This window comes from Saccharothrix australiensis (genome assembly GCF_003634935.1).
In the GTDB taxonomy this organism is placed as follows: Bacteria; Actinomycetota; Actinomycetes; order Mycobacteriales; family Pseudonocardiaceae; genus Actinosynnema; species Actinosynnema australiense.
On sequence record NZ_RBXO01000001.1, the window covers coordinates 4,208,838 to 4,228,942 of the forward strand.

Below are 20,105 nucleotides of genomic sequence, written 5' to 3' on the forward strand. Positions count from 1 at the left end.
CTGCGCGGGACGCCATGCCGGAGGAGCGGTGTCCCGCTGCTTGATCACGAATGCGCCCGAACTCCCGTCCGGCCACCCAGCCGCGTGCGGGCGCATGGGCGGCCGGTGCAAGTGCACGAACCCCAGCCTGGCCACTTACAACGCACGTTGTCGAGAAGAAGAGTGTAGATAGGAAGAACAGTCATGTCGCATGAAAAACATGCTCTGTGGAGCCGAGGGATCAGTGGCATCGTGGCGGCCTGCGTCGCGATCCTTGTTGCCGGTGCGCCCGCTGCCGCTGAGCCGGCAACGACAGCACCGAATTCAACGATCGATCGCGTAGCGGCAGCTCCGGTGCTCACCGCATACGACCGTGGTTCCATGACGTTGACCGGTTCCGGATTCCTGCCGAGCCACCGGGTATGGGTGCGCACCGCTGTCAGCGGCGTGGTGCCTGCGTGCAGCGGCCAACTGATATCGGATATTCGGACCAGCGGACAACTGCTCCAGGCGACCTCCGACCCGTCCGGCGCTATCGCCGTACACGTTGACCCCAAGGTCACGTTGCCGCCGTTGCTTGTCTGCGACAATCCGGTCCAGTACTTCTACGGCGCCTACTTCGGCGAACAGCTGCATTTCTCCGCGCACGACGGGCGATATGAGGGCGGGAGGTTGCTGTGGAGCAACACATTCACCCTCACAGTGTGAGTGGGTGTCCGCGAACCCTTGTCCTTAGTGGACTTCAGGGGTTCGCCGACCGGATGGGGCTGCCGAGTAGCATCGCTGCCGCACTGCCCGTACCGAGGCGCAAGGAGAACCGGTGGCGTCCAGGAGCGGGTCAGGCCCCCGATCCGGACATCGTCTGAATGCTGGTCGAGCAGCACTTCGTCTTCGAGCTGGTCGAGGCTTTGAAGAACGACGAGGAGGGCTTTCCGGCGCTTGTGGCTGCCTGCACCGGGTTCAGCGGTGGCGACGAGGCGACGATCAGCGTGTTGTTCGCCGAGGTGTCGGCCGCGTTGGACGCGCCGGGCGCGCTGGACTCGGTGCTGGGCTCGCCGGAGGGGCCGGCTGTGGCGTCGATCTCCAACGCCGCGTCCCCGATGGCGAACTGCGCCCGCGTCACCTGGGCCACCATCTCCCGGGCACGGGCGACCAGCTCGTCGTAACGGTCCCGGGTGACGTGTCCGATCATGGTCGCGGTCATCGCCTCGCCCCTTCCTCCGCCCGGCTGAACACGGCACGCGGCGGACAGTGTTCGCCCGACCGCGCACCGCTGTCAGCCTCCATCCGGGGGAAGCGTTTCCGCAGGTCAAGACCAACTATCAGGCCCTCGCGGAGCCGTTCGGACAACCGTCACGGAGACGGCAACGCGAACGGATCACCGCCCTCCCGACGCCGCCGCCAGGCCCGCGTCCGACACCGCGGGGTGGAGCACCGCGCATCCGCCCGGTGCTCCACCCCGCGAACCCACTCCGTCCCGCACTCCGCGCATTGCGCCCGACCCTGCTCCGAGGCGTCCCGGATCGCCGCCACCCGCACCCGGCTCGCGCGTTCCCACCGCCAGTGCCGCGCCCGACACGCCGTCGAGCAGTACACCGCGTCCCGCCGCACCGAATCCGGCAAACACCCACCACACGACGGACAACGCCGCACGTCGACCCCGCCACCGGACACCACGGCCAACACCCGGCCCGTCGACGTCGACCACCGCCCACGCCCCGGCACCCGACCGACGCTACGAGCACACCACCCACCCCCACGACGGCCACCAGGGCGGCCCAACCGGCACGCCATGAAGGGGACATGCCAACCCTCCAGGGGCATTCGCCGTTCGCCTACCTGCGAAAACACGGCGTTCTCCTAGCAAAGCCGTTGGTGCGTAAGGGTGTCCTAGTTCAGCGACAGGCACTCAGCTCCCTCACAGGTCGTGTCCGGCACCCTCGCCGTTGTCGATCACCACCGGGAGGAACCGCATGGACACCACCGTGAGCCGTCGTCGGCTGTTCGCCGGCGGCGCGGCCCTGGCCGCGACCACCCTGCTGCCCGGCGTCGCCGCGGCGCGGGGCGCGCCCGCCGACACCGCCGCGCGCGGTCGGCCGCCCCGGCCGCGCCTGCCCGCGCCCACCGGCCCGTTCACCGTGGGCACCACCACCGCGCACCTGGTCGACCGCGCCAGACCCGACCCGTACGTGCCCGCCCAGCCGTACCGGGAGCTGGCGGTGGGCATCAGCTACCCGGCGGGCGGGCCCGCCCGGCAGCCGGTCGCGCCGTGGCTGACGCCGGGGTGGGCACGGGAGAGCGCCACGGTGATGCAGGGCATCATGGGCGAGCTGTCGCCGGGTCTGGTCGACTGGGCGGGCGCCCGGTCGCACTCCCGCGTCGACGCGCCCGCGCACCCCGCCGCCGGGCCGGTCGTGCTGGTGGTGCTCGGCCACTGGTTCAGCCACGGCGCGCTGCGCACCGTCATCGAGGGCCTGGCCGCGCGGGGGTACGTCGTCGTGGCCTGCGACCCGACCTTCGAGACGCCCGTCGAGTTCCCCGGCGGCCGGCTCGTGCCGCCCCACCCCGGCGCGCTGCCCCCGGCGGGCGAGGAACCGGGCAGCCCGGCGTTCCTGGCCTACATCCGCGGCCTCTACCGGGGCCGGGTCGCCGACGCGCGGTTCGTCCTCGACGCCGTGGCCGACGCGCCCGGCCTGCCACCCGGCCTGCGGGCGGTGCTGCGCACCGACCGGGTGGGCGTGGTGGGCGGCGGCACCGGCGCGGGCCTGGCGTGCCTGCAACTCGCGCACGACGACCCGCGCGTCGCGGCCGTCGCGGTCGGCGACCTCCGGGTCGGCTGGCCCACGGCCGACGGGCCGGTGCCGATCGCGGCGGTGACCGAGCACGGCCTCGACCGCCCGGTGCTGGCCGTGCACCCCGGCGCGACCGACCGCGACCCGCTGTGGGAGCGGCAGTGGGCGGTGCTGCGCGGGTGGCGGCGGGAACTGGAGCTGCGCGACGGCGGCCACGCGTGGCTGACCGACTTCCAGACCGTGCTGCCCGACGTGGCCCGCGGCCTGGGCCTGCCCGGCGACCACTTCGCGAGCGCGATCGGCGGCGCGCACCCGCCCGGCGTGGTGGCCGCCCGGCGCGCCTACCTGTCGGCGTTCTTCGACCTGCACCTGCGCGGACGCGACCACGGCCTGCTCGACGGGCCGTCGCCGCGTCACCGGCAGATCCGGTTCGTCCGGTGAGCACCCGGTGCAGCGCCCGACGGGGCCGGTCGCGACCGACCGGGCCGGGCAGGGGGCGGCAGGCCAGGCGCGACCGGGGACGGGAGGACCGGCGCAGGTAGCGCCAGAATGACGACGACCCCCGTCGGCGGACGATGTTGTGGACAGGGCTCAACGGTGGTCGGGAATTCATCGGCGAGCGGGCCGGGATTGAGACAAGCGCCCTGTTGTGCCACGTGGTGTTTCGTGCCCGATACCGGTGGAGTCGACCCATGCCGATGCGCCGACCTGCGGTGATTCGTCTTCGAGGGCAGCGACATCACCGGCTCGGGTGCCCTGACCGGCTTGCCCGTTGCGCGAGGCGGGGTTTCATGGCTTGTGCGACAGGTCGATAGCTTCGAATTCATGGAGTGGAATTTTCGGTCGGCCGAAGAACTCACCGCCGCGTTGCGTACCGGTGACGTGACGTCGGTGGAATTGACCGACGAGGCGATCGCCCGTATCGAACGCGACGACCAGGCGATCAACGCGATCTGCGTGCCGGACTTCGACCGTGCGCGGGCCGCCGCTCGCGCCGCGGACCGGGCACGCGCCCGCGGCGAGGACCGGCCGCTGCTCGGGGTTCCGGTGACGGTCAAGGAGTCCTACGACGTCGCCGGGCTGCCCACGACCTGGGGCATGCCGCAGCACCGGGACCACGTGCCCGCCGAGGACGCGGTGCAGGTGTCGCGGCTCAGGGCGGCGGGCGCGGTGGTGCTGGGCAAGACCAACGTGCCCTTGGGGCTACAGGACATCCAGAGCTTCAACGACCTCTACGGCACCACCAACAACCCGTGGGATCACGCCCGCACCGCGGGCGGGTCCTCCGGCGGATCGGCGGCGGCCCTGGCGTCCGGGTTCGGCGCGCTGTCCATCGGCTCCGACCTCGCCGGCTCGCTGCGCACCCCCGCGCACTTCTGCGGCGTCTACGCGCACAAGCCGACCCTCGGCCTGGCGGCGACCCGCGGCATGGTCGCGCCGCCGGCACCGCCGCTGCCGGTCGAGCCCGACCTCGCCGTCGTCGGCCCGATGGCGCGCACCGCCCGCGACCTCGCGCTCCTGCTCGACGTCATGGCCGGACCGGACCCGCTGACGCTCGGCAAGGCGCACGGGTTGACCCTGCCGCCCGCGCGCCACGAGCGGCTGGGCGACTTCCGGGTCCTGGTCCTCGACGAGCACCCGCTCATCCCGACCGGGTCCGCCGTGCGGGCGGGCGTGCACCGCGTGGCCGACGCGCTCGTCGACGGCGGCGCGCGCGTCGAACGGCACAGCCCGCTGCTGCCCGACCCGGCCGAGGCCGCGACGCTCTACATGCAACTGCTGATCTCGGGCTCCGTCGCGCGCTTCCCCGTCGAATCGCCCGAGCACCTCCGCGCCCGCGCCGCCGGACTGGGCGCGGACGACCGGAGCCTGGACGCCGTGCGGCTGCGCGCCATGGTGTCCAGCCACCGCGACTGGATCGAGGCGGACGACCGCCGCGAACTGCACCGCCACGGGTGGCGGCGGCTGTTCGCCGAGTTCGACGCCGTGGTGTGCCCGATCACGCCCACCCCCGCGTTCCCGCACGACCACGCCCCCGACCCGCTGCGGCGCCGCGTCGACATCGACGGCGTCGAGCACCCGTACTTCGACCAGCTCGTCTGGGCCGGCCTGGCCACCATGCCCGGCCTGCCCGCCACCGCCATCCCGGCGGGCCGGTCCCCCGAGGGCCTGCCGGTCGGGGTGCAGCTCGTCGGCCCGGCGTTCGAGGACCGCACCCCGCTCCGGCTGGCCGAACTGCTCGAACCGAGGACCGGCGGCTTCCACGCGCCGGCGTAGGGCCCGAGCGCAGGGGCGGGACGCCCCGGTGCCCGATCGGAACATCGACCGGAACGGGTGGCGGGAACCAGTCTGTCGGGTGGCAGTCCACGCACGGCTTCACCGGATCGGGGTGCCGTGTGGGGGTGCGGCGCGCGGTGCGGGGCTGCCTGGCCTCCCGTCGCGCCGGCAGGGCACCGGGTCGGTGACCACGCACCGTGTCGGCGTCACACCACAGTGTGGAAGTCAAGAAATAACCACTACGGTGACGATCGAGTCGGGGGTTGACGTCCCGCCGGTACGGTGACGCCATGAAGATCCTGGTCTCCGCGGACATGGAGGGCGCGACGGGGGTCACGTGGACCGCCGACGTCGTGCCAGGGACCGAGCAGTGGCAGCGGTTCCGGCGGCTGTTCACCGGCGACGTCAACGCGTGCGTCGCCGGGGCCCTCGCCGGCGGCGCGACCGGCGTCCTGGTCAACGAGGCGCACTCCAGCCAGCGGAACCTCCTGCTGGAGGAACTGGACAGCCGCGCCCGGCTGCTCACCGGGCGGCACAAGCCGCTGTCGATGATGCAGGGCGTCGACAGCGGCGTCGACGGCGTGGTGTTCCTCGGCTACCACGCGGGCGCGGGCGAGGAGGGCGTGCTCGCCCACACCTACCTGGAGAACTCCGTCACCGGGGTGTGGCTCGACGGCGTGCCGGCGGGCGAAGGCCGCCTCAACGCCGCGCTGGCCCGCGAGCACGGGGTGCCCGTCCTGCTCGTCACCGGCGACGACCGCGCCTGCGCCGACGCCCGCGACTACGCGCCCACCGCCGAACTGGTCGCCGTGAAGGAGTGCGTCAGCCGCTACGCCGCCGTGTGCGCCCCACCCGCGGTCACCGCCGAGCTGATCACCGCCGCCGCCCGCGCCGGCATGGCGCGGGCCGGACGCGATGACGGCGCGGTGGAGGCGCACCACGTCGAGGTGGAGTTCGACGCCACCCACCTCGCCCTGGCCGCCACCGCGGTGCCCACGGTGCGGTCCGCCGGACCCCGGCGGGTCGCGTTCGACGCCGAGTCGATGACCCTGGCGATGCAGGCGTTCAAGGTCGTCACCGCGGTCGCCGCGGGCGCGGTGGAGGGCATTTATGGCTGAGGACGTCGTCGACCTGTGCGCGGCGCTGCTGCGGATCGACACCACCAACCACGGCGGCGGCACCGCCGCCGGCGAACGCGAGGCCGCCGAGTTCGTCGCCGGGCACCTGGACGGCCTCGGCGTGCCCGCGTGCGTCCTGGAACCCGCGCCACGCCGCGCCAACGTGCTGGCCAGGGTGCCCGGCGACGACCCCGACCTGCCCGCGCTGCTCGTCCAGGCCCACCTCGACGTCGTGCCCGCCGACCCCGCCGAGTGGAGCGTGCCGCCGTTCGCCGGCGTCGAGCAGGACGGCTATTTGTGGGGACGCGGCGCGGTCGACATGAAGGACATGGTCGCCATGACGCTGTCGGTGGTCGGCTCCTGGTCGCGCGAAGGGCGGCGGCCGCGCCGCGACGTCGTGCTGGCGTTCGTCGCCGACGAGGAGGACCGGGGCGAGCACGGCGCGCGGTGGCTGGTCGAGCACCAGCGGGACTTCTTCACCGGCGTCGGCGCGGCGATCAGCGAGTCCGGCGGGTACTCCCACCGGGTCGGCGCGCGTCGCCTGTACCCGATCGGGACCGCCGAGCGCGGGACGTCCCACCTGCGGCTGACCGCGCGCGGGCGCGCCGGGCACGGGTCGCGGCGCAACTCCCACAACGCCGTGGTGCACCTGGTGCGGGCGCTGGACCGCGTCGCCGCGCTGGAACACCCCGTGCGGCTCACCCCCGCCGTGCGGGCGTTCCTGGAACGCGCCGGCGAGGCGCTGGGCGTGGAGGTGGACCTGTCGGACGTGGACGGCACGCTCGCCCGCCTCGGGCCGGCGGCGGCGCTGGCCGAGTCCACGGTCCGCAACAGCACCACGCCGACGGTGCTGCAGGCCGGGTACAAGGTCAACGTCATCCCCGGCACGGCGTCGGCCGACGTCGACGTGCGCACGCTGCCCGGCACCGTGGACGAGCTGATGGCGTCGATCGACGCCGCGCTCGGCCCTCACGTGACGCGGGAGGTGCTGGAGTACCAGCCGCCCGTGCAGGCCCCGATCGACTCGCCGTGGTTCGACGCGATGGCCGCCGCGCTGCGCGCCGAGGACCCGGAGGCCGTGGTGGTGCCCTACTGCATGGGCGGCGGCACCGACGCCAAGGCGTTCAGCCGGTTGGGCATCGACTGCTACGGGTTCGCGCCGCTGGCCCTGCCCGAGGGCTACGACTACCGGGCGATGGCCCACGGGGTGGACGAACGCGTGCCGGTGGAGGGCCTGCGGTTCGGCACGCGCGTGCTGGACCGGTTCCTGTCCTCCTGACGCGCCGGCGGCGCATCGCCGCGCCGCCGGCGCACCCGGCCCGGCACGGCGGCGCGGCGAACCCCGAGCGGCGGACTTCGACCGCACGACGTCCCGTGCACCGCGATCCGGCCGCCCTCGGGTGCCGCGCCCGGCCGCGAGGTGCCGCGCCTGGCCGCGAGGTGCCGCATGCGCGGCACCACAGAGGCACGACCTGCGGTTGCTGTTCGACGCGGTGGCCGGGACGCGGTCTGCGGCGGCGGGTCCGGTGTGGCCTCCGGCCCCCGGTTCCAGTGTCCCACGGGGCACCGACGATTCCGGCCCGGTCACGGGGAGGGGATTGCGGCCCGGTCACCGGGAGGACGCGATGCGCCTCGGCCCGTCCCGTCGCGGTCAGTCGCCGAGCAGCGCGGTGGGTTTGCCGACCAGGCTGGTCGCGATGCGGCGGTCCACCCACGGCAGGCGGGCCAGGCGCATCGCCCACCGCCGGACGTGCAGGCGCAGCGGCGTGGCGGGCAGGAACCACCGCGCGCCCGCGCGCGCCACCCGCTGCTTCTCCACGACGACGGGCCGCCAGCGGCGCTCGTAGGCGTCCGGGTCGTCCAGGTGTTCGGCCAGCACGAACGCCCCGCCCATGCCGAGCGACGCACCCTGGCCCGCCAGCAGCGACACCGCGCCGCACGCGTCGCCGACGAGCACCACCCGGCCCGACCGCCACCGGGGCAGCTCGACCTGCGCCACCTGGTCGTAGAAGATCTCCGGCGGGCACCGCTCCAGCACGCGCGGCACGATCCAGCCGAGCGTCCCGTAGGTCGCGCGCACCGCCGCCCGCGGGTCGGCGGGCAGGGTCGGGTCCGGTGTCCGGTGCACCGTGAACGCCGCGACGCCCCCGTCGCGCAGCCCGTAGCAGCCGACCTGCCCGCCCACCGTGTCGGTCAGGCAGAACCGACCCGCGACCAGCCGGTGGACCTCCGGGTCGGTGAAGGTGAACGCCGCCGTGTGGAAACCGAGGTAGCGGAGAAACTCCGCCTCGTCGCCGAACACCAGCCGCCGCACGGTCGAGTGGATGCCGTCCGCGCCGACGAGCAGGTCCGCGTCCAGCGACGTGCCGTCGGACAGCGCGACCGAGACGCCGTCGGCGCGGTCGTCCACGGCGACGACGGCCGCCCCGAACCGCAGGTCGACCTCCGGCGGCAGGGCGGTCCGCAGGATCAGTTCGACGTCGGGGCGCATGATGCTGGTCATCCGCCCGTGCAGGCCGGCGGCGAACCGCTCGAAGCTGAGCCCGGCCCGCCGCCGCCCGGTCCCGTCGTGGTAGCCGGCCTCCAGGAACCGGTACCCGAGCTCGTGGAACCGGGGCAGCAGGCCCATCCGCTCGGCGACGTCGTAGCCCGGACCGAAGAAGTCGATCATGTAGCCCTCGGGGCGCGGCCCGCGCGACCTCTCCACCACCACGACCTCGTGCCCGGTGGTCGCCAGGCGTCCGGCGAGGGTCAGGCCCGCGATGCCCGCCCCGCACACCACGACCCTCACCGCAGCACCCTCCCCAGCACCGGCACGACCACCGCGCGCGACAGGTCGGGGTCCAGCGCGCGGTGCAGCAGCACGCCGTCGACGGCCGCCGCCAGCACCGCCGCGGTCGCGTCGGGTGTCGGCACGCCGCGCGCGGCCAGCCACGCCGACAGCACCCGGCGGAACTCCGCCAGCAGCTCGCCGACGGCCTGCCGCAGCGCGTCGTTGCGGGAGGCGGCGAGGAACGTCTCGACGAACAGCTCCTGCCCGCCCGCCTCGTCCAGGGCCGAGAACAGCGCGTCCACCGCGTGCTCCGGCGTCGGGGACGAGTCCAGCAGGTCGGGCAGCCCCGCGAGCGCGGCCCGCAGCGCGCCGACCGACGCCTCCACCAGCACCGCCTGCGTCGAGTCGAAGTGGTAGTGCACCACGCCCGACCCGACCCCCGCCCGGTCGGCCAGCACCCGCGTGCTGACCGCGCCCCAGCCCTTCTCCGCGATCAGCTCGACCGCCGCCTCCAGCAGCCGTTCCCGCACCGATGTCATGTCGCACCCCACCTGTTTGGACGATCGTCCAGGACGACTGTACAGGACGATCGTCCAAACGTCGGCGGGTCATGGCGCGCACCTCGGCACGCCCGCGAACACCGGCGGCCGTGCGCCCTCCGCCGGCACGTCCGCCCGCTGGGCACCGCTCGACGGGCGGAAAGGGGACACCTCCACGTCGTCGGCGAACCGCCGGACGCGTGCACGAACCCGTCCCCCAGCACCGTCCGCCGCCCGCCGACGACCACGCCCCGCCGGTAGTCCTCGGCGGTGGGCCCGGTGGTGGGTTCCCCAGCGCGGCGGGGAACCCACCACCGGGAGTTCAGGCCGAGCGCCCGTCGACCTCCCGGCGCAGCGCGACGGCGTCCGCGCGCACCCGGTCCGGCGCTTCCCCGTCCAGCAGGGCACGGCGCACCAGGTCCGCGACGGCGGGCTGGTCCTCCGGGGTGAAGCCGCGGCGGGTGATCTCCTGGGTGCCGATGCGCAGCCCGCGCAGCCCCTCGTCGGCCCGCTGCCACGGCAGCCCGATACCGCTGAGGTAGACGCCCGCCTCGCCGAGCAGCGCGCTGGCCGCCTCACCGCCGCCCAGGGCCAGGGCGTCCACCGCGACGTGGTGCGAGCGGGTGAACTCGCCGTCGCGGGACGCCACCCGGAACCCGCCGTCGTGCAGGGCCCGCGCCAGCGCCCGCGCGTTGGCCAGGCAGGCCGCGGCGTACGGGCGGCCGTGCTCGGCCAGCTCGGCGGCGGTCACGGCGAGCGCGCCCAGGCGACCCGCGTCGTAGTTGGCCAGCATCCCCGGGTAGGCGACGGTCGAGACCCGTTCGGCGAGCGCCGCGTCGCGGGTGACCACGCAGCCGCCGGACGGCCCGCCGAACGACTTGTAGGTCGAGAACGTCAGCACGTGCGCCCCGTCGCGCAGCGGGCGCTGGAACACCCCGCCCGCCACCAGCCCGGCCACGTGGGAGGCGTCGTAGAGCAGGATCGCGCCGACCTCGTCGCACGCCGCCCGCACCGCGGCCACGTCGTGCGGGAACAGCATCAAGCTGGCCCCGACGACCACGATCCGCGGCCGGTGCACGCGCAGGAACGCGGGCAGCCGCGCGTAGTCCAGGTCGAGCCGCTCCGGGTCGTAGGGCAGGTCCACGACGGTCAGGCCGCGCACCGCGGGCACGCCCTGCGCGTGGTGGCTGGCGTGCCCGCCGGCGACCTCGGGCAGCACGGCGATCCTGTCGCCGGGCCGGGCGAACGCCGTGTACACGGCGAGGTTGGCCAGGGTGGCGCTCTGCAGCCGCACCTCCGCGTAGGAGCCCTCCATCAGCTCGGCGACCAGCAGCGGCGCGAGCACCTCCAGGGTGTCCAGGTGGTCGAGGCCGACCTGGTACTTCTCGCCCGGCCACCCCATGCTGGGCCGGCCGGACACCGAGGGCGCGTGCGCGGCGGCGGCGGCCGGGCTCGGGACGTTGGTGCCCGCGTAGAGCACGATGCCGTCGTCGTCCACCTGACCGGCGTGCGCCGCGAGCGCGCGGTGGACGGTGCGCGCGACGCCCGCCGCGCTGAGGTCGGCGGACACGGCGGCCTCCACCTCGGCCAGGCGGCGCTGCGCACGGGCGGAGGCCCACGGGGCGATCCTGCTGTTGGTCACGCGCCGACGCTAGGGCCGCCGGCCGACGACCCGCGACCGCCCGGCGTCGCGGGTTCTTCCTACGGCTGTCGGAAAGAGCGACTGCCGTCCGACGCGCGAAGGAGCGCGCCCGGTGGCCACGGGGTCGCCCGATCGGAGACTTGCCGCCGCCGCCGGTGTGCACGACGGTGACCGGCATCGAATCCGACTCGGGAAGACGACCTGTGACTCCTCTCATCGCCACCGACCTCGTGGTCGGCACGGCCACCTCGCCCGGCCCGTCGCGGCCCCGCAACGCCGACGCGCACGCCGTGCACACCCACCACGGCCGGGTGGCCGCCGGGGTGGTCGACGGCACCGGCTCCGACGAGTCCGTGGCCGCGCTGGCCGCCGACGCCGTCGGCGCCGCGGTCCGGCGGGCGGCGCGCAGCAGCCCCGTGATCGGCGTGGTGCACGCCGCGGAGCTGTGCTGCGACTACGACGCCGACGGCTCCGCCCCCGTGCGCCCGACCGGCGCGATCGTGGTGGCCTCGACCCGGCCGGGTCTGCTGTGGCGGATCGCCTGGGCCGGGGACAGCTCCGCCTACGGCTGGCACGGCGGCGACCGCGGGCTGGTCCGCGTCACCACCCCGCACACGCGCGGGGAGGAGCTGCGCCGCGAGGGCGCGCCGGAGGAGGAAGCGAGGCGGCACGACCACCAACTGCTGAACTCGCTGGCGCGGGTGCCGCTGTACGGCGTCGAGGCGGTGGAGGCCATCGCGCCGCTGCTCGTGCTCGCCTCCGACGGGCTGGCCGCCGCCCCGCTGCCGGCGCTGGCCGAGGTGCTGCGCGACCACCACCGCGACCCGCGGGCGTGCGCGGACGCGCTGCTGGCCGCCGCGCGCGACCACGGGTCGCAGGACGACATCACCGTCGTGGTGATACCCCACCCCGAGGCCGAAGGGAGGTGACCTGTCGTGGCCGACCCGAAGAACCCGCCGGGCGACGAGAGCCCCACGGAGGAGTTCCCGCGCGTTCCCCCCGATCCGCAACCGAAGGAGTAGGCCGCGAACGGCGCAACGCCCCACCCCCGCGGGGGAACGGGGCGTTCGTCGGCGGGAGAACGAGTCGAAGGCGCGTCCCCCGCGGTGCGCCCGGCTTCCTACAGTTGTCGGATGCAGGAGCTGCTGGACGAGCTGTCCCGCGAGCTGGGCCGGGGCGTGTCGGTGGACGACGTGTCCGGCCGGGTGGTCGCGCACAGCGCGCAGACCGACGACGTGGACGCGGCACGGGTGCGCGCCATCCTCGCCCGGCGCGTGCCGCCGGAGGTCGCGGCCTGGCAGGACCGGCACGGCGTCGCGGCCGCGACCGGCCCGGTCCGGGTGCCCGCGAACGAGGACCTGGGTTTCCAGGCGCGCGTGGTGTTCCCGTTGCGGCACAACGGGGTCCTGGTCGGCTACCTGTGGGTGCTCGGCGAGGTCGACCCGGCGCGGGTGACCGGGCACCTGCCCGCGCTGGCCGCCGGCGTCCGGGTCGGGGAGCGCACGCCGGTCCGGGTGGTGGTGGCGCTGCGCCCGCGCGTGGTGCGGACCGTGCCCGCCGAGGGCCCGCCGCCGGAGCTGGCCGGGCACGTGGGCGTGAGCGACCCGCACCCGCCCGACCGCGCCGGGACGGCCTACGGGCAGGCGTTGGCGGCGGCGGAGCTGTCCGCGCTCGACCCGGCGCTGCCGAGGGTCGCGCGCTGGTCGGACCTGGGCGCGTACCGGCTGCTGCTGGGCGCGGCGCCGGAGGACGTGCTGGCCGGGTTGAGCGACGTGCTGCGCGCGACGCTGGAGGCGTACCTGGACGCCGGGTGCGACGCCCGCGCCACCGCCGAGGCGCTGCACCTGCACCGCACCAGCCTGTACTACCGGCTGGGCCGGATCGCCGCCGCCACCGGGCGGGACCTGGCCGACGGGCGGACGAGGCTGGAACTGCACCTGGCGCTGAAGCTGACGCGGCTGGGCCGCCGCTCCTGACCGGCGGCGTCGATGCCCGGACCACCTGCCCGGCCTCCCGCGCGGGTCTCGTCGGCGGGCCGACGACCCGGAAGCGCCGACCACGGGCTCGGAACCGGCTCCCGTGACGTGGCCCCGCCCGCCCGCGTGGGCGGGGCGTGGGCGGGAACGGCCGTGGGAGCCGTTCCCGCCCACGCCCCTGGTGGAACGGGTACGCGGTACCCGCTCAGTTGTTCAGCGTCACGCCGTACGCGGACAGCGCCTCGGCGACCGGCTGGTAGTAGGAGGTCCCGCTGCCCTTGCCGGAGGTGATGCCGAGCCCGACGCTGCCGGAGAACAGGCAGCCGCCGGAGTCACCGGGGTTGGCCAGCGCGTTGGTCTGGATCAGCTCGTGCACCGCGCCCTCGGAGTAGTTCACCGTGACGTTGAGCCGCTGCACCGAACCCGAGGTCAGCCGCGTGGTGCTGCCGCTCTTCTGGATGCGCTGCCCGACCGTCGCCGGCGCGTGCGAGCTGATCTTCTGGGTGGAGCCGTTGTACAGGGAGACCGCGCCGGGGGCGCTGCCCGTGGTGTTGCGGATCAGGCCGTAGTCGTTCGTCGGGAAGCTCGCGCCCTGCGACGGCCCGACGTTCCACTGCGACACCGCGCGGGTGCAGTGCCCGGCGTCGACGATGTAGTTCTGGCCGCCCTTGTTGGTGTTGAAGCCGACCGAGCAGCGGGTGCCGCCGCCGGTGATGGCCTCGCCGTTGTAGATGGCCAGGCGCATCTCGCCGGTGACCCGCTCGACCCGCACCCGGTCGCCGAGCCGGTCGGCGGTGCGCAGCAGCCCGGCGAGGTCCCCGCCGGTCGCCGCGTCGGACACGCTCAGCACGACCTGGTTGGTCTTCGGGTCCAACCCGATCGAGGTGTGCGTCACCGCGGGCACCGACTCCAGCGTGCTCTGGGCGGACGCCAGGGCCTGCGTCGAGTGCCGCACCAGCTTGGCCTCGGCGCCGGACGCGCGGACCCGCTCGGCGGTGGCCGCGTCCAGGACGTTCACGACCGGCTTGCCCTTAGCGTCCAGGTAGCCGCCCGCGGTGCGGTCGCCCAGCTCCTCGCCGAGCCTGCTCACGGTGCGGGCGTTGGCGTCCTGCGTGCGCAGGATCTCGGCCGCTTCGGCGCGCGAGACCCCTTCCGACGCGACCAGTTCGGCCACGGCCGACTTCGCGACCTCCGTCGAGTAGCCGTCGATCCCGGACGCCGAGGCGACCGGTGCGGCGAGGAAACCGGCGGCGGTCGCGCCGGCCAGCAGGGTTATGGCGGAACGGGCGACGAAACGCCGCCCCGTGACGATCTTGCGCATACCGGCAACTCACTTTCGCAGGGTGCGCGGCGGGTGGCCGCGCCGTTCAGTGGGTTGGACCGGGCACGTCACGCGTGACCGGCCCCGGACATTTCCGGCACGCCCCAGCCTGTCCCCGCGCCCCTGGCCCCGGTACCGACTTTCGTCGGTTCACCCGCGGGTTTTTGCGGACCCGCGCCGCCGCCGTGGGAGGTGATTCCCGGTCGGCGCGAAAAATCCCCCCGCGAAACCCGAGGGGGCCTTCCGTCCGGGCCTTCGTCGGCCCGCGACCGGAACTCCCCCGGTGCGGGCCGCGGGTCCGGCGCACCCGTCTCCTGCGGTGGCCCACGCCGCCCGGCGCGGTCCGGGGGCGCGCGTGCGGTGCGGGGGCACGCGTGCGGTGCGCACCAGCGCGCGTGCGGTGCGCTCTAGGATGTCGCGCGTGCCCGTCCCCGCGCCGCCGACGTCACCGGGCTCCCCTCCCCCGTCGTCACCGGACACTCCGTCGACCCGTGGCCGTCGACGGACGGTGAACCCGCCGACGAAGACCTCCCGCGCGCCCGACGGGCGGTCGTGGAATGGCTGCTGGGCTACCGCTCCGCCGCCACCCGCCTGTCCTACGCCGACGCCCTGGGCCTGGACCGGGCGTGGGTGCGGGCGCTGACCTCCGGGCCGCCCGCGGCCGACGCCGGCGCCAGCCGGACCCGCCCCGCCCCGCCGACCAGGCCGGGCAGGCACCGCGACCTGGCGTGGCTGCGGTGGTGCGGCGCGCGCGGCGTGCACCCGCTGCGCGCCACCTCCGCGCACGTCAAGCTGTGGCAGCACGACCTGGCCGAGGCCGGGGTCGCCAAGAACACCAGGGGCCACCGCCTCGCGGCCGTCGGCAGCTTCTACGCCCACCTGGCCGAGCAGGGCGTGGTCGCCGTGGACCCGACCCGGTTCAACCGGCGCGGGCTCTCCCTCGGCACCGCCGACGACACCGCGCGCGGCGTCGTGCTCACCGCCGACCAGGTGGCGCGCCTGCTCGCCGCCGCGGCCTCGCCACGCCGCGGCAGGAGCCCCCTGCTCACCCACCGCGCGACCGCGGTCGTCGCGCTGTTCACCCTCGGCCTGCGCGTCGGCGAGCTGACCGGCCTGCGCCGGGAGGACCTGCACACCACGCGCGGACGTCGGGCGCTGCACGTGCGCGGCAAGGGCGACAAGGCCCGCGTGGTCTTCCTGTCCGGCCTGGCGGGGCGGGCGCTGGACGACTACCTGGCCGCCCGCGACCGCCACGACGCGACCGCGACGCCCGCCCGGCCGGGCACGGTGTCCGCGCGCCGCTCGCCGCTGATCGCCACCCGCGACGGCGGGCCGCTGGACCCCCGCGACGTGTGGGCGCTGCTGCGCCGCGTCGCGCGCGCGTCCGGTCCGCTGCTGGCCGAGTTCGCCGACCGGGTCGGCCCGCACGTGCTGCGCCACTTCTACGTCACCACCGCGGCGGAGGGCGGCGCGGACATGACCCACGTCCAGGCCGACGTCGGGCACGCCTCGGTCGACACCACCAACCGCGTCTACAACCAGGCCGCCCGCCACCCCGACCGCTCCGCCGTGGACGTCGTCGAACGCACCCTGCTGAGGGCGCGGGACGCCGTCACGGCCGCGCACGCGACCGCCGTCGACGCGCTGCGCGCGGGCGTGGAGGGCGAGGACCCCGTCGAGGTGCTGCACGGGCTGCGGCTGCTGCACGACGCGCTCGACGACGGCACGCCCCTCGACCCGCCGCTGTTCCGCGAGGCGCTGCGCATCGTGGACGCCCTCCTGGACCGCCCCGCAGGCCATCCGCGGATCGCGTTGCTGGCCGCGTCGGTGCGCGCGCGGCTGGGGTGACCGGACCGCGCTCCCGGCCTGGTCGCGGGAACGCATGACGCGCCCGCGTCGGTGACGCCGCCCCGGCCCCTGCCTTCCGGGCGGCGGGCGGTATTCGACGGGTCGTGCGGTGCGGGATTCGGGGATTGCCCTTTCCCGGCCACCGGGATTGCGCCGTCACGAATCCGCGGAGACACCGCGCGGGCGTGGAAGATTTCGGTATGCCTGTGGCGTCGGGGTCGAAAAGGGAGAAGCCACGGGGAATATGACGGTGCGGGTTGCGGTCGGCGGGTTCCGCACGGGTTCCGTTTTCGGGCGGGGTGGGCGGGTCCGTCCGCCGGGCCCGCCCACCCCGCGCCACCTCACCGCGCGGCCGGTGCGCCGCGCGGTGATGCCGGAACCGCTGGTGCCGCACCGGGCCACGCTCTGCCCGTTGGCCCCCGGAACGCCGGGCCCGCGCAGATCCCGTGGTTCGCGGTGCCGTACCGCCACGCGAACCCGTCCGACCTCTTCGACCACGCGCTCACCGACCGCTTGCCGTTGCCGCGCACCGTGGCGGCGCGGTCCCGGCCACCGCCGGGACCGGCCGGGAATCCTCCGAGGGTCGTTTTCCTGGACTCCCTCATGTGCCTTTCGAGCGGGGAAACTCGATCGACCGCTCGACGCCGTGGTGCTCGCGCCCGGGGAACCGGATCTGATCCTAGGCGGGCGGTCCGGTGCTACCGGGACGGCGATCGCTCCGCGAGCAGCGCGGCCACCGCCGCGAGCACGTCGCGGTTCCGCTCGTGCGTCGGGTCGGGGGCGGTGCCGTCGATGTTCGCCCCGGTGCCGGTGCCGGTGCCGGTCGGCGTCCTGTCCGGCGGCGGCGTCCTGTCCGGCGGCGGGGTCGTGTCCGGCGGGGTCGTGCCGGACAGCGCGGCCTTGATCCGGTCGAGCAGCGCCCGGTCGCGGGTGTGTTCGCGTTCGAGCCGGTCGGCGCGTTCGGTCTGCGCGCCGAGGTGGCGGGCGGCCTCCTGTAGGCGCAGTTCGTGCTCGCGGCGCAGTGCGGCGGTCTCGGCGTGGGCCCGCTGCACCCGGCTGTCGGCGTCGGCGGTGATGCGGGCGAGTTCGGCGGCGAGCCGGTCGGCGGCCTCCCGGCGGACGCGGTCGAGTTCCTCGCGCAGTTCACGGTCGCGCGCGGCGTGCTCGGCCAGGCGTTCCCGCGCGGTGGTCAGCTCACCGCGGAGGCCGGCGGCGGTTTCGCGGGCCCGCGTCGCCTCCTCCGCCGCGTCCCGGACACGGGCGTCCGCGGCGGCGGTGGCGGCGGCGACCGCCGCGGCGGAGGCCGCTTCGGTCCGTTCCGCGTGTTCACGGGCGGCGTCGCGTTCGGCGGTCAACCGCTGCTGGGTCCGCAGGGCTGCCTGACGGGCCTCGACGGCGTCCTGCTCCGCGCCCAGCGCCCGGTCCCGCTCGGCGAGGGCGTCGCGGGCCTGGCGCAGCGCCTCGTCGCGGGCGGTCTCGGCGGCCTGCCGCGCGAGGTGGGCGGCCTCCTTCGCCTCGTCGGCCTCGGCGGTGGCGCGTTCGGCTCGCGCGACCCGCTCCAGCAGCTCGTCGCGCAGCCCGCCGAGCAGGTCGCGCGCGGTCTGCATCGCGTCCACCAGGTCGCCGACCGGCTCCCACGCCTCGTCCAGCCGCCCGGTCAGGTCCAGCAGCAACTGGCGCACGGCGGCCGGCCCACCGGTGGTCTCGGCGGCGCGGGCGGTCAGCCGCTCGGCCCGCGCCCGCGCCTGGCAGTCCCGTTCGTCGGGCGGGCAGTAGCGGGGCGGGCGCCCGGTGGGCCTGCGGGCGACCACCGGACGCCCGCAGTACGCACACGGCCGCGTCCGACCGACCGGGACCTCTTCCTGCGCGTTCACCTCGGCTGCCACCGGCCCAATCTAGCACAGTGATCGTTTCGATAAACAACAAGAGGTTTTTCGTTTCCAAAAACGCCAAACTGTAGCACAGGTTACCGAGATAAGTGGCATTATCTCGGTAACCTCGATCCTGGTCGAGCACCCCCTGGGTCGAACGCGCGCGGCTCGGAGGCGGCACGCGATGACGGACCCCTCAGCCCGAGCGGCTCCCGCCCGTCGGCGTCGCCGGCCTGGAGGTCCCGCAACCCCCTGTTCTCGGGATGTCGGCCCGTCGGGGTGCGCGGGAATGGTGGTGAGCGCAAGCCATCGTTCTCGTGACAAGGGGAAAGCCGGATGAGGACGCACAACAGGTTGGCGGTCGCGGTGGTGCTGATCGCGTCGGTCGTGGGCTCGGCGACGGCCGTCGCGGCGCCGGTGCTCGCGGCGCCGACGTCCGCGGTGGCGGGGGACGGCTCCCACGACGTCGCACCGGCCGGGGTGTTCGAGGGTCTGTGGGAGGTGGCGCAGAGCAACGGCGACCGGTTCCGGCTGTTCGTCGGCGCGGCCGACGGCGGTGGCTCCTTCCAAGGGCTGGCCGACTCCGCCAACGGGAGCGGGGACGTGTCCGGCCGGCTGACCGGGCACGACGTCGTGTTCACCATCCGCTGGAGTTACGGGCACTCCGGCCGGTACTCGGGGCGGCTTGGCTCCGACGGCCAGTGGTCGGGCGAGACGATCGACCTGAACGACCCGTCGAGCCACGCGACCTGGTGGGCGCACCGGGTCTGACCCCACTCCAGCCCGGCGAGGGGGACGCCGGAGGGGAGGTGTGGGGTGGTCGCAAGGACCGCGTCCCTGCGACCACCCCCACACGGTGCGGGGCTTCTCGCACCGGCCGGCCCGGCGTGGTGGACCGCGCCATACTCGGAACGTGAACACGGGGGTGGAGGCAATCGGTCACACTCTTGCGACGGCGGCGGAGCAGGGGCTGACGGTCGACGAACTGGGTGCGCTGGTCTCCGAGCACGTGGGGTCGCTGGTCGCGCACGACGGGTACCTGCTGGTCGGCATGGACCCGGTCTTCGGCACGGGCGCGTTCCTCACCCGGCGTCACGGCTACGGTGTCACGACCTCCCGCCGCATGGAGGCCCTGGAGGTCGGGAACCCCTGTCGGTTCCAGCGCTTGGCCGCCGCTGCCTGCCCGGTCGGCGTGCTCGGCACCGCCGCTCCCGACAGCGCCGTGACGGCGCGCCACGACGTGCCGGACTACCGCCGGCTCATGGCCGCCGAGGGTGTCGGCGGCGAGATGCGCGTCGCGCTGACCTCCCACAGCACGGCGTGGGGCGCGCTGGTCCTGCTGCGCGCAGGAGGCGGCACGGGGTTCAACCGGACCGACATCGGGCACGCGCGTCGCCTGGCCCCCGCCCTCACCGCCGGCGTGCGCCGATTCGCGGCCAGTGGACCACCACGCCCCAGTGACGACGACCTGCCGCCCGCGGTGCTCGTCATCGGACCCGACGGCACCGTGGTACGGGCCACCGCCTCCGCGCACCGGTGGATCGAGCGGTTCCCCACGCCCGACACCGGCGACGGGCTCGCCCCGCCCCTGTGGCACCTGCAACTGCGCGCCCGGCACGGCCGACCCGCGCACGCCCGCCTGCCCACCTCACGCGGCTGGATCGCCCTGGAGGCCCAGCCCCTGCACGGGGGCCCCGAAGGCGAGGTGGTCGTCACCATCCAACCCGCCCGCGCCGCCACCCTGCTCGACGCGGTCGCCGCCTGGCACGGCCTGACCCCGAAGGAGAAAGCCGTCGCGCAGCAGGCGGTGCGGGGCCTGCCCGTCAAGCGGATCGCCCGCCACCTCGACCTGTCCGCCCACACCGTCAACGACCACCTCAAGGCCATCTACCGCAAGATCGCCGTGAACAGCCGCGACGAACTCGCCGCCATGCTGGTGTGACCTGCACTCGGCCTGGTCATCAGCTCC

16 protein-coding genes are annotated in these 20,105 nt (G+C 75.0%); 11 read left to right on the forward strand and 5 right to left on the reverse strand.

Going from position 1 to position 20,105, the window contains the following annotated elements:
* Positions 1-183 precede the first annotated feature (183 nt).
* From C8E97_RS18135 to C8E97_RS18165, 6 genes are all read left to right on the forward strand, one after another.
* The gene (locus tag C8E97_RS18135; protein ID WP_211347062.1) at positions 184-687 is read left to right on the forward strand and encodes a hypothetical protein; all 504 of its coding nucleotides are present in this window, start codon (positions 184-186) and stop codon (positions 685-687) included.
* Positions 688-845: 158 nt separating this feature from the next.
* Positions 846-1,145 (forward strand): hypothetical protein, encoded by a 300-nt coding sequence (locus C8E97_RS18140; protein ID WP_121006795.1) that lies wholly within the window; start codon positions 846-848, stop codon positions 1,143-1,145.
* 807 nt (positions 1,146-1,952) lie between these two features.
* Complete coding sequence (locus C8E97_RS18150) at positions 1,953-3,212, forward strand: alpha/beta hydrolase (protein WP_121006797.1); 1,260 nt, start codon at positions 1,953-1,955, stop codon at positions 3,210-3,212.
* 384 nt (positions 3,213-3,596) lie between these two features.
* On the forward strand, positions 3,597-5,048 hold the full coding sequence (locus tag C8E97_RS18155) for an amidase (RefSeq protein ID WP_121006798.1): 1,452 nt from the start codon (positions 3,597-3,599) through the stop codon (positions 5,046-5,048).
* A 290-nt stretch (positions 5,049-5,338) separates the two neighbouring features.
* Complete coding sequence (locus C8E97_RS18160) at positions 5,339-6,166, forward strand: M55 family metallopeptidase (protein ID WP_121011785.1); 828 nt, start codon at positions 5,339-5,341, stop codon at positions 6,164-6,166.
* Positions 6,159-7,445, forward strand: a complete 1,287-nt coding sequence (locus tag C8E97_RS18165; protein ID WP_121006799.1) for a M20/M25/M40 family metallo-hydrolase — start codon at positions 6,159-6,161, stop codon at positions 7,443-7,445. Before C8E97_RS18160 ends, C8E97_RS18165 begins: the two co-directional genes overlap by 8 nt.
* A 372-nt stretch (positions 7,446-7,817) precedes the next feature.
* Here the strand turns inward: C8E97_RS18165 and C8E97_RS18170 are convergent, their stop codons facing one another.
* The 3 genes from C8E97_RS18170 to C8E97_RS18180 all read right to left on the reverse strand — a co-directional run bounded on the left by C8E97_RS18170 (position 7,818) and on the right by C8E97_RS18180 (position 11,120).
* Positions 7,818-8,957, reverse strand: coding sequence for an FAD-dependent monooxygenase (locus tag C8E97_RS18170; protein WP_121006800.1), 1,140 nt, complete (start codon positions 8,955-8,957; stop codon positions 7,818-7,820).
* Positions 8,954-9,478, reverse strand: coding sequence for a TetR/AcrR family transcriptional regulator (locus C8E97_RS18175; RefSeq protein WP_121006801.1), 525 nt, complete (start codon positions 9,476-9,478; stop codon positions 8,954-8,956). The genes C8E97_RS18170 and C8E97_RS18175 overlap by 4 nt, the downstream gene beginning before the upstream one ends.
* A gap of 322 nt (positions 9,479-9,800) precedes the next feature.
* Positions 9,801-11,120, reverse strand: a complete 1,320-nt coding sequence (locus tag C8E97_RS18180) for a serine hydroxymethyltransferase (RefSeq protein WP_121006802.1) — start codon at positions 11,118-11,120, stop codon at positions 9,801-9,803.
* 203 nt (positions 11,121-11,323) lie between these two features.
* On the opposite strand from C8E97_RS18180, the gene C8E97_RS18185 reads away from it, so the two are divergent.
* Together C8E97_RS18185 and C8E97_RS18190 are read left to right on the forward strand one after the other, a co-directional pair.
* On the forward strand, positions 11,324-12,049 hold the full coding sequence (locus C8E97_RS18185; protein WP_121006803.1) for a hypothetical protein: 726 nt from the start codon (positions 11,324-11,326) through the stop codon (positions 12,047-12,049).
* A gap of 204 nt (positions 12,050-12,253) precedes the next feature.
* The gene (locus C8E97_RS18190; RefSeq protein WP_121006804.1) at positions 12,254-13,096 is read left to right on the forward strand and encodes a PucR family transcriptional regulator; all 843 of its coding nucleotides are present in this window, start codon (positions 12,254-12,256) and stop codon (positions 13,094-13,096) included.
* Positions 13,097-13,301: 205 nt separating this feature from the next.
* On the opposite strand, the gene C8E97_RS18200 is transcribed toward C8E97_RS18190, so the two are convergent.
* Positions 13,302-14,417 (reverse strand): S1 family peptidase, encoded by a 1,116-nt coding sequence (locus C8E97_RS18200; protein ID WP_121006805.1) that lies wholly within the window; start codon positions 14,415-14,417, stop codon positions 13,302-13,304.
* A 552-nt stretch (positions 14,418-14,969) separates the two neighbouring features.
* Between C8E97_RS18200 and C8E97_RS18205 the strand changes: the two genes are divergently transcribed.
* Entirely contained in the window at positions 14,970-16,265 is a 1,296-nt protein-coding gene (locus C8E97_RS18205) for a tyrosine-type recombinase/integrase (RefSeq protein ID WP_121006806.1), read from the forward strand.
* Positions 16,266-16,963: 698 nt separating this feature from the next.
* Here C8E97_RS18205 and C8E97_RS18210 read toward each other — a convergent pair.
* Positions 16,964-18,151, reverse strand: coding sequence for a coiled-coil domain-containing protein (locus tag C8E97_RS18210; RefSeq protein ID WP_121006807.1), 1,188 nt, complete (start codon positions 18,149-18,151; stop codon positions 16,964-16,966).
* A 321-nt stretch (positions 18,152-18,472) separates the two neighbouring features.
* Between C8E97_RS18210 and C8E97_RS18215 the strand changes: the two genes are divergently transcribed.
* Both C8E97_RS18215 and C8E97_RS18220 read left to right on the forward strand, forming a co-directional pair.
* The gene (locus C8E97_RS18215; protein ID WP_147455161.1) at positions 18,473-18,907 is read left to right on the forward strand and encodes a hypothetical protein; all 435 of its coding nucleotides are present in this window, start codon (positions 18,473-18,475) and stop codon (positions 18,905-18,907) included.
* Between the two features lie 142 nt (positions 18,908-19,049).
* On the forward strand, positions 19,050-20,078 hold the full coding sequence (locus C8E97_RS18220) for a helix-turn-helix transcriptional regulator (protein WP_147455162.1): 1,029 nt from the start codon (positions 19,050-19,052) through the stop codon (positions 20,076-20,078).
* Positions 20,079-20,105 lie beyond the last annotated feature (27 nt).

Coding starts and splice junctions, on each gene's coding strand:
- C8E97_RS18135 (WP_211347062.1), top strand. CDS start 184: ATGTCGCATGAAAAACATGCTCTGTGGAGCCGAGGGATCAGTGGCATC.
- C8E97_RS18140 (WP_121006795.1), top strand. CDS start 846: ATGCTGGTCGAGCAGCACTTCGTCTTCGAGCTGGTCGAGGCTTTGAAG.
- C8E97_RS18150 (WP_121006797.1), top strand. CDS start 1,953: ATGGACACCACCGTGAGCCGTCGTCGGCTGTTCGCCGGCGGCGCGGCC.
- C8E97_RS18155 (WP_121006798.1), top strand. CDS start 3,597: ATGGAGTGGAATTTTCGGTCGGCCGAAGAACTCACCGCCGCGTTGCGT.
- C8E97_RS18160 (WP_121011785.1), top strand. CDS start 5,339: ATGAAGATCCTGGTCTCCGCGGACATGGAGGGCGCGACGGGGGTCACG.
- C8E97_RS18165 (WP_121006799.1), top strand. CDS start 6,159: ATGGCTGAGGACGTCGTCGACCTGTGCGCGGCGCTGCTGCGGATCGAC.
- C8E97_RS18175 (WP_121006801.1), bottom strand. CDS start 9,478: ATGACATCGGTGCGGGAACGGCTGCTGGAGGCGGCGGTCGAGCTGATC.
- C8E97_RS18190 (WP_121006804.1), top strand. CDS start 12,254: ATGCAGGAGCTGCTGGACGAGCTGTCCCGCGAGCTGGGCCGGGGCGTG.
- C8E97_RS18200 (WP_121006805.1), bottom strand. CDS start 14,417: ATGCGCAAGATCGTCACGGGGCGGCGTTTCGTCGCCCGTTCCGCCATA.
- C8E97_RS18215 (WP_147455161.1), top strand. CDS start 18,473: ATGAGGACGCACAACAGGTTGGCGGTCGCGGTGGTGCTGATCGCGTCG.